This window comes from Halanaerobium sp. (assembly GCF_003070835.1).
Window position 1 is genome coordinate 1 of the sequence record NZ_QBLR01000130.1, and the last position, 9,341, is coordinate 9,341.

At 36.2% G+C, this 9,341-nt stretch carries 12 protein-coding genes; 11 read left to right on the forward strand and 1 reads right to left on the reverse strand.

Features of this window, described 5'->3' with window-relative positions; all coding sequences use genetic code 11:
• The 8 genes from CI949_RS12600 to CI949_RS12635 all read left to right on the forward strand — a co-directional run.
• Positions 1-1,465, forward strand: a 1,465-nt coding sequence (locus CI949_RS12600; RefSeq protein WP_290767032.1) for a nuclease domain-containing protein, incomplete at its 5' end; no start/stop codon positions are given.
• A gap of 65 nt (positions 1,466-1,530) precedes the next feature.
• The gene (locus tag CI949_RS12605; protein WP_108139458.1) at positions 1,531-2,055 is read left to right on the forward strand and encodes a GNAT family N-acetyltransferase; all 525 of its coding nucleotides are present in this window, start codon (positions 1,531-1,533) and stop codon (positions 2,053-2,055) included.
• Positions 2,056-2,089: 34 nt separating this feature from the next.
• The gene (locus tag CI949_RS12610) at positions 2,090-2,638 is read left to right on the forward strand and encodes an RNA 2'-phosphotransferase (RefSeq protein ID WP_290767034.1); all 549 of its coding nucleotides are present in this window, start codon (positions 2,090-2,092) and stop codon (positions 2,636-2,638) included.
• Positions 2,639-2,651: 13 nt separating this feature from the next.
• Entirely contained in the window at positions 2,652-4,094 is a 1,443-nt protein-coding gene (locus tag CI949_RS12615) for a cryptochrome/photolyase family protein (RefSeq protein ID WP_290767036.1), read from the forward strand.
• 91 nt (positions 4,095-4,185) lie between these two features.
• Entirely contained in the window at positions 4,186-5,100 is a 915-nt protein-coding gene (locus CI949_RS12620) for an SMR family transporter (protein WP_108139450.1), read from the forward strand.
• A 46-nt stretch (positions 5,101-5,146) separates the two neighbouring features.
• A complete protein-coding gene (locus CI949_RS12625; RefSeq protein WP_133529620.1) occupies positions 5,147-5,632 on the forward strand; it encodes a carboxymuconolactone decarboxylase family protein in 486 nt (161 codons plus the stop codon).
• A 167-nt stretch (positions 5,633-5,799) separates the two neighbouring features.
• Positions 5,800-6,099: a hypothetical protein gene (locus CI949_RS12630; RefSeq protein ID WP_108139446.1), complete on the forward strand. Its 300-nt coding sequence runs from the start codon at positions 5,800-5,802 to the stop codon at positions 6,097-6,099.
• Positions 6,100-6,103: 4 nt separating this feature from the next.
• The gene (locus tag CI949_RS12635) at positions 6,104-6,340 is read left to right on the forward strand and encodes a hypothetical protein (protein ID WP_133529619.1); all 237 of its coding nucleotides are present in this window, start codon (positions 6,104-6,106) and stop codon (positions 6,338-6,340) included.
• A gap of 133 nt (positions 6,341-6,473) precedes the next feature.
• Here the strand turns inward: CI949_RS12635 and tsaA (CI949_RS12640) are convergent, their stop codons facing one another.
• Positions 6,474-6,950, reverse strand: a complete 477-nt coding sequence (gene tsaA, locus CI949_RS12640) for a tRNA (N6-threonylcarbamoyladenosine(37)-N6)-methyltransferase TrmO (protein WP_290767042.1) — start codon at positions 6,948-6,950, stop codon at positions 6,474-6,476.
• A gap of 114 nt (positions 6,951-7,064) precedes the next feature.
• Between tsaA (CI949_RS12640) and CI949_RS12645 the strand changes: the two genes are divergently transcribed.
• The 3 genes from CI949_RS12645 to CI949_RS12655 form a co-directional block, all read left to right on the forward strand.
• Positions 7,065-7,613, forward strand: coding sequence for an NUDIX hydrolase (locus CI949_RS12645; RefSeq protein WP_290767044.1), 549 nt, complete (start codon positions 7,065-7,067; stop codon positions 7,611-7,613).
• Positions 7,614-7,615: 2 nt separating this feature from the next.
• Positions 7,616-8,701 (forward strand): tRNA (N6-threonylcarbamoyladenosine(37)-N6)-methyltransferase TrmO, encoded by a 1,086-nt coding sequence (tsaA, locus tag CI949_RS12650; protein WP_290767046.1) that lies wholly within the window; start codon positions 7,616-7,618, stop codon positions 8,699-8,701.
• A gap of 60 nt (positions 8,702-8,761) precedes the next feature.
• The coding region (locus CI949_RS12655) for an SEC-C metal-binding domain-containing protein (protein WP_290767048.1) at positions 8,762-9,341 on the forward strand (580 nt) is incomplete at its 3' end.

Genomic DNA, 9,341 nt, shown 5'->3' on the forward strand with positions numbered 1-9,341 from the left:
GCTGCAGAAGATTGATTCGATTTCTTTGGTGCTGCAGATGGCCCCCGGCTACAAGGAATTATATAAATATTACCTGATGCTTTTAAAGGGGCTTTCTCTCAATGGAGATATCTTCAGGCTTTCAATTAAGGAGCTCTGGCAGCTCTATGAATACTGGACCTTTCTCAAGTTAAATAGCCTGCTCCAGGATAAATATAAGCTGGTCAAAAACAATATCATTGACTTAGATTACAGCGGGATTAATGTCACCCTCTCACAGGGAGCCTCAGCAGAGGTTGAATATCAGAATCCAATTACCGGTGAGAAGTTTACTTTAAGCTACAATACTTCCAGTGGAGATGGGATTACCACCAATCAGAAGCCGGATAATATTTTATCCTTAAGCAAAAATGATTCTGAGCATCAGTATAAATTTATCTTTGATGCTAAATACAGGCTCAATAATGCAGAAGAGGGCACCAGATATGGAGAGAAATATGATCAGATTCCTGGCCCGGAAGAATCAGATATCAATACCATGCACCGCTACCGGGATGCAGTGGCAGCAGAAATGGGGGAAGATTACCGGCGGACAATGGTCGGAGCCTATGTGCTTTTTCCTTATCATGATAAAGAAAAAAGATTCAAAGAACATAAATTCTACCAGAGTATCGATCGAGTCAATATTGGAGCTTTTCCCTTTTTACCAGGCAGCACAGAACTTTTAGCCGATTTTTTAGAAAATATTATTGACGAATCAGCTCAGAGCAACTTTAAGCGGAACCTGCTGCCGGCTGCAGCTGATGAATTTAGACCTGAGGTAGAATTTAAGGTTGACCTGCTGCTTGGATCACTAAGCAGCAAAAAGCAGCTGCAGTATCTGCTGGACAATAATCTTTATTATCTACCACTAAAGCAGTCAGTTTTAAATTATAATTTAGAATACATAGCTATCTTTCAGAGTAAAAGAAAATTTGGCGAAGAGAGTGGAGTCCGCTATTACGGCCGGATTAAGAATAGAAAAATTGTCAAAAGAGAAACGATTGACTTTCCCTCCAGCAGCAGAAAAACTGATCGGAACTATCTGCTCTTTGAAGTTGAAAGCTGGCAGCAGCTCGGCAAAAAAATTAAATCAGAGGGCTATGGAGTCAGCGGCAGCCACATTTATTCCAACCTGATGCTGCTCAAAAAAGCTGATACCCTGCCTGAACTTAGCATCCGCTCCTTAAAAGAGTGGCGGCTCTGGCTGGAGTTAAAGCGGCTCAAAAAAGAGATTAGGCTAAATTTAGAAAACAATAATCTTGATCAGAATCAAGAAATTGCAGGTTTTAAGGTAGGAGAAGTTGAGATTAAGTTTAAAAGTAATAAACTGATAGCTGAAATGAAAGATGAGCAGTTTGAATTCTTTCAATCAGAGTTTCTGCAGAATCCAAGAGCTGTTTTAAATAAGATTATGGGACTTTTTGAGGCAGAAGAAAATAGTTAAGAGCTGAAATATTTGACTTTACTTTAATAATCTATTTTAAATTTTGGGGAGGTAATAGTTGGCTTATGAACAATTTGAAAATTAAAGAAGTAAGTATAGATGATTTAAAAGAGCTCAAGAATATCTGTGAAAAGACATTTTACCAGACTTTTTCTAACCAAAATACAGAAGAGGATATGGAAAATTATTTAAAAAATAATTTCTCCCTGCAAAAATTAGAATCTGAAATAAAAGATAATTATTCAAAATATTATTTAGTTCAGGTTGAAGGAGAAACAGCTGCCTATATGAAAGTTAATTTCGATCAGGCTCAGACAGAATCCGGCTATGAAAACACTCTTGAGATTCAGAGGATTTATGTGCTGCAAAAGTATCAGGGACAGCATATCGGCCAGCTGCTGATGGATAGAGCTCAAGAGACTGCTGAAACTAACAGTCTAGACTATCTCTGGCTTGGAGTCTGGGAGGAAAATGAGAAAGCGATAGGATTTTATGAGAAGCAGGGTTTTGAAAAATTTGACTCCCATATTTTCAAACTTGGAGAAGATGAACAGACTGATATTTTAATGAGATTGCCGCTGCATAATTAGTTCAGAATAAAAATTTGAATTCGGGTGTTTTTAAATGAATAAAACTAAACTTTCAAAAACCGTCTCTTATATCTTGCGCCACCATCCAGAAGACTTTGACTTAAAACTCAATCCAGATGCTTCAGTTAAAACTGATCAGCTTCTGCAGGCACTAAAAGGAAAGTTTAAAGATCTCACAAAAGCTGATTTAATTCAGCTGGTCAAAAATGATTCCAAAGGCCGCTTCAGCTTTTTAGAGGATAGAAAAAGAATCAGAGCCAACTACGGCCACAGTATTGAGGGAGTTAATCCCGACTATCAGGCAGTTAAACCACCGGAATTTCTCTACCACGGAACAAGACCGGAGGTTAAAGAAAAAATACTGACCACCGGACTGAAGCCGATGGGCAGAAATTATGTTCACTTAAGTCTTGGCGTTAAAGAAGCTGAAAAGGTTGCTCGACGGAGAACCAATCAGCCGTTGATATTAAAAATAGAAGCCTTAAGAGCTTTTCGCGGAGGACAGAACTTTTATAAAACTGCAGAAAATATTTATTTAACAGATCAGCTTTCTGCAGATTATTTATCATTATTAAAAAAGTAGAGGAAATGATAAAATGATAAAAAATCTATTAGTTTTACCAAACCAGCTTTTTAGTCAGATTAAAATTATGGAGATAGAAAATATCATTCTCTATGAAGCAGAAGAGTATTTTACAAAATACAACTACAACCAGAAAAAACTGCTGCTCCACCGAGCTTCAATGCAGAACTTTTATCAGGAGCTGAAAGGAGAAAGTAAAGCTGAACTCAGCTATTTTGAATATAAAACTGATCTGAAAGAAATTATAACTGAACTTAAGAGTCTGACAGTCTTTGACCCAGTCAATAAAGGGCTGAAAAGTAGAATTAAAGAGATTACAGCTGCAGCAGGAATTGAACTCAAAATTTTGGAGAGCCCCAACTTTTTGACTTCCAGAGAGCAGAATGCTGAATTTTTTAAGGACCATGATTTTTTCCAGCACCAGTACTATCAGATGCAGCGGAAGAGACTTAAGATCCTGGTCGATTCCAGTGGGAAACCGGAGGGCGGCAAATGGAGCTATGATTCTAAAAACAGAAAGAAGTTTTCTCAGGAGATTGAGATTCCTGCCCTGCCTGAATTTGATAACAGCGAGCTTAAGGCAGCTAAAAAATATGTTGAGCAAAATTTTGGCGATAACCCAGGAGACCTTAACAATTTCTTTTATCCGGTGAGCAGAAAAGGGGCAGAGGAACTTTTAGCTGATTTTATTCAGAATAAATTAAAGCACTTTGGTAAGTATCAGGATGCCTTTGAAAAAGATATTGTAGTTGGTTTTCATTCTTTGATTTCAGCGAGTTTAAATATCGGACTTTTAAATCCTAAGGAAGTTATAGAGGCTGTACTCGAATACTATCAAAATAGCGAAATAGAGCTTGCCTCAGTGGAAGGGTTTATCAGGCAGATAATCGGCTGGCGGGAATATGTGAGAGCACTTTATGATTTAGAGTCGGAAGCTATGGAAAAAAGTGACTTTTTTAAGCACCGGCGTGATTTTCCGGAGCAGTTTTATCAGGCTGAATCAGGAATTGAAGTCCTGGATGATTCAATTAAAAAAGCAGTGGATTATGCCTATACCCATCACATTGAGCGCTTAATGGTGCTCGGGAATTTCTTTCTGCTTTCTGAACTGGATCAGCATCAGGTTTTTAAGTGGTTTATGGAAATGTTTATCGATGCCTATGAATGGGTTATGTCTGCCAACATCTACGGTATGAGTCAGTATTCGTATCCCGAGATGATGACCAAACCCTATATTTCATCCAGCAATTATATTCAAAAAATGAGTCACTACAAAACCGGCAAGTGGGCGGAGATCTGGGATGGGCTTTACTGGCGCTTTCTGGATAAAAACAGGGATAAATTTGCAGATAATCCGCGGATGTCATTGATGCTTTCAATTTTAGACAGAATGGATGCCGATAAACTGCAGAAGCACAGAGAAACGGCTGCAGAATATCTGACAGCTTTAAAATAGTTTTTCTCATGATTTTAATTAAGAGAGCCAGCAGCAAATTTATTAAATTTATAAATGATAAAAATAGAAAAATTTTTAGGAGTGTGTATAATTGATCTATTTACTTTTAGCCGTCTTATGTAGTTCTTCAATAGCCTTAATTTTTAAATTCAGTGAATCCAATAATCTAAACAGATACATAATCACCTCAGCCAATTATTTTACGGCGGCTGCAGTTTCTCTGGTTTTAATTTTTAATCAGGGAATTAAGTTTTTCGACTTTAATCAGAGTGACTTCAGTGCCAATTTCAGCCGGGTAATCTTTAAGGGACAGGGAATATTTTCTGCTCAGTCCAGCCAGCAGTGGGCAACAGTGGTTGGTTTGATTGCCGGAATCTTTTTCTTTACATCTTTTATCTACTATCAAAAGAGTGTGCGCGAAAATGGAGCCAGCCTGGCTGGAACCTTCGGCAAACTGGGAATTTTAATTCCGATGCTCTTTGCAATAATTATCTGGCAGGAGTACCCGGAGGACCTGCAGTGGCTTGGAATTCTGCTGGCCATTACTTCAATTGTTCTGGTCAATTTTCCCTTTAATAAAAACTGGAGGCAGGCGCTGAGACTGAATTTGATTTTTCTCTTTATCTATGGGGGAATTGCAGAGTTCAGCAATAAGATTTTTCAAAAATATGCCCTGGTCGACTACAAGGTCTTATTTTTATTCTGGGTTTTCTTTTCTGCCTTTTTGATCAGCTTTTTCTACAGTGTGAAGAAGGTTGGCCGCCTGCCCAAAAAGTCTGAACTGCTGACCGGATTTGCAGTCGGGATTCCCAATTTATTTTCTTCCTTCTTTTTGATCAGTGCTTTAAATTATCTTAAAACGGCAGTTGTCTTTCCAATTTTCAGTGCCGGAAGCATCGTCTTAATCACGGCAGCCGGTTACCTCTTTTTCGGGGAAAAATTAAAGACTAAAGAGTGGGCTTCGATTGTAATGACAGTGGTGGCCCTAATCTTAATTAATATCTAATTAAACTGAATCAAAATAAGATAATTTCTTAATTGAAGGAGTAAATATGGAGAAATTTAAAAAGAGAACTTTTAATAGTTTCAGAGAATTTGTTGAGGAATTTAAATTTATTATAGAAAATAGGGAGCGGATAAAAAAATTAGAAGCAGGAGAGCTAATTGATGCTGAATTCAGGCAGAGATTGATGATGGCGGTGACTGAAGTCAACGGCTGCCGCTACTGCTCCTATTATCATTCAAAACTAGCATTAAAGGCTGGCATCAGTCAAAAAGAACTAGATTCTCTGCTTTCAGGTGAGCTGAATGACTGTCCGGAAGATCAGATTTTAGCCCTGGTCTATGCTCAGCACTGGACAGAAAATAAGGGTCAGCCAGACCAGGAAATGATAAATAGAGTTAAATCTGAATATGGATCAGATCAATTTGCAGCTATAAACCTGGCGGTCAGAATGATTAATTTCGGAAATCTGTCAGGAAATAGTTTTGATTATTTTCTCTATAAATTTAGTTTTGGTCTGCTGGGTCAGAATTGATTGCTGATCATAAAATTATAGTTTCAGAATATAATGGTGAAAAATATTATCTGCGTAAATAGTAGTTGATCTTAAGGAAGTTGGAGTGGGACTGGAGCTTAATTATTAAAATAAAGTTGTCTGTGCTATAATTAAATTAATAGATATAAACAGAAGGGAGCGGGATAATGCTTAAATCAATATTTAACGCTTTTATTTCAAACAAAGCTGGCAAACTATATTTAGCCTCAATACTTATTTTGATCATTTCTAACATAATAATTAGTGCAAATAGTAATTTATATCTCATCGGCACAATTTCTGTACTTTTATATGTCACTGCACTGATCTACTATTCCAGGCAGATGGAAACAAATATCTGGGTAACTGTCCTTTTAGTTGCTTTAACTTTAGTGCCTTTTGGAATCTGGATGACTTTAATCTATTTTGCCCGCAAAAACTATTATCTAACTCAATCAGAGGATTGATATTATGCTGACAATCAAATGTGCTAAATGCAAAACCAAACTTTTTAAATATAAAAAAATTGGCCAGGGCAGAGTTCTCCGCTGCTGGAAATCAAAAATCACAAGGCTTTATGATGGAAAAGTTAAAGGGAAAAACTTTGTCTGTGAAAATTGCGGTAATATCATTGCAGAAATCAAAGATGACCGCCTGGAGATGAATAGTGATGCCTTTACTTACAGCGGTACAAAAATCAAAAAATAATTTTAATATTAGTTTTTAATTCAATTGTTTTAAAACCAGGCCGGGGATTTTCCCGGCCTTAATATTTTTACAGGGAAATTTAAATTAATCAAGAATTATATATAATAGAAATCAATAATTTTTAAAATGAAGATTAGTGGGCTTCTCCATCTATATGCAGCTGAAGATGTTTAAAATCTTCCTCTTCCAGCCAGCCGTGATTTGCATCAGCTTTAGTATCTAAATCTTTCATATATGGTTTAATATCCAAAAGAGGAGTGCCGTCAAAAGCATCAAGGCTGGAGATATAGATCCTGTTGGCTTCAATTTTAAGCAGCTCTACTACACTGAGGCCGATAGAATTGATTCTGTTGGGTGATCTGGTGGCAAAGAGCCCGATTTCTTTGTTTGACCAGGGAGTTTTAACAGTTAAATCAGTTTGCTCCTGACCCTGATCAAGATAGTAGAGCAGATAAATGTATTTAAGGGTTTCGAGATCTTTAAGACCTTCTAAATACTTTTCATCTAATTCTATAAAAAATTCTTTTCCCTCAGTAGTTTGGGGAGGCTGAAATGGTGCATCATTGTTTTTATATGGGGTATGAATGGTACCTATAGATTTCAATTCCATAATTACATCCTTTCTTATTTATCCAACTTTCTTATTTATCCAAAATTTTTTAGAATAATACTACAAGCAAGTATATTATTAAAATGCTTTAAAGTCAAAAAGGAGAGTCATTACTTGAAATATTTTCAAAAGATATTAGAGGAAATTAGAAAATATAAGCCGGCCAGTCAGGCAGAGAAAAGATATAAAAGTCAGATTATAAATTTTTTAATCAATAATAAAGATAATTATTTGAGAACTAATCCAAAAGGACATTTAACAGCTTCTGCCTGGATAATCAATCAGCAGGGAGATAAAGTTTTACTCCACCATCACCAGAAACTGGATAAATGGATTCAGCTCGGTGGACATTTAGAAAAAAGAGAATTAATTCAAACAGCAGCTTTAAGAGAAGCTGCAGAAGAATCAGGTTTAAATTCTCTTTCACTGGTCGATCAGAAAATATTTGATCTTGATGTTCACAGAATACCTGCTGCAAAAAATGAGGCTGAACATTTTCACTATGACCTAAGATTATTACTAAAAGCAGATGCTGAGGAAGAATTAGAAAAAAGCAGCGAATCTAAAAATTTAAAGTGGATTGATCTAAATCGAGTTGCTAATTATGTCAGGGAAGAATCTGTATTAAGAATGCTCAGAAAAACTGAAGAATTAAGGAGATGACAATGGAAGTAAATAAAATAGCAGAAGTTAGAAGCAAATATAAAGAACCGGTCGGTTCGGATGAGATGAGAAAAACAAAAAGTGTTATTGAAGTTGAAGCAGAATATGTGGATGGTCTTGACAAAATAGAGGGTTATGAGTATCTGCAGATCCTTTTCTATTTTCATAAATCAGAAGGTTATGATTTAATCAGCAAAAGAAGGAAGGGGCCGGAGAGAGGCCTTTTTACCTCCAGGAGTCCCCGCAGACCGAGCCCAATTGGAATTACAACTGTTGAATTATTAAAAAGAGAGGGCAATAAACTGCATGTCTATGGGCTTGATGCAATAGACGGAACACCAGTGATTGATATCAAACCCTATGCTTCTTTTATGGACCAGCCTACACTGTCTCTGCAGAAAAAAACACCGCGCTATCAGATTAATAAATTGATCAAATATCAGAATCTCAATGATCTGCTGCTTAAGGCGGGAGAACTGCACGGCCACTACTGTCCCTATCTTGCCCTGGGAGTGCTGGCTGCTGCAGATGCATTAAAAAGACTTGGAGCGGATAATGATGGAATGGAGGATCTGCTGGCTGTGGTAGAAACCAACAGCTGCTTTAGTGACGGCATCCAATATACTGCCGGCACTACCTTTGGCAATAACTCACTTATCTATCGTGATTTTGGTAAAACAGCAGTCACCTTTGTCAAAAGAGGTGATTCAACTGATAATCTGAGATATTACCTCAAGGATTCTAATTTTATTGAGCGTGAATATCCTAAAGCAGCTGAATTATTTAAAAAAGTTATAGCAGATAGAAATGGAAGTCAGGCAGAAGAAAAAAAGATGAAGGAAGTCTGGCAGGAGATAGCTTTTGAGATAATTGAAGCTGATATTGATAAATTCTTTAAGATTGAAGAAAATCTAAAAATTGAGCTGCCTGATTATGCACCTATTTTTGCTGATGCTGAGTGCAGTAAATGTGGAGAGAAATTAATGGCTGCCAAAGCTGTTCAAAAAGATGACAAAGTTTTGTGTAGAGAATGTGCAGAGAGCAGTTATTATCAGCTTGACGGCAGCGGCATAGTGGAACAAATATAGAAATTATGAATGAATATGTAAAGATATTTTCAATTAATTATTAATTCTGGAGGGGTTATTTTGTCTGTATTAGGTAGGAATGATATTTGTCCATGCGGAAGTGGTGAAAAATACAAAAAGTGTTGTCTTGATAAAAAAGATAAATTTAATTTTGAAAATCCTAAGAAGAGTATTTTTCCAGAAGATGTGGAAAAATTAGATACTCAAACAATTATTTCAAGGCTAAAATTTTATGGTATTGATTTTGAAATCAAAAAATTCAAAGAAAATGCTAAAAATTATCATTCTGCTTCAAAATTGTCAGATGATTGGTATAATGAGTATCATATTAATGCTTCAGGTCGGGAAGGGGACTTTATCTGGGTAGCTGCCTGGATATTGTGGAATCGACTTATTGATAATAGAAAATGTGATGAGCAGTTGGATCAGAAAATTTATATAGGATATGAATTATTTAGGGAAAATAATTTTAAGGAAGGTTGTGATGTCTTACTTGAGGTTTGGGAGAGCTTCAAAAATAGAATAAAGAATAATAAATTCAACAAATTAAAAGATTTAGATAAGAATTTTAATAGTGATTTTTATCTTACAGAATTGGTAAATGAACTATTAATGAAGTTAGATATCTTATCTTATAAAG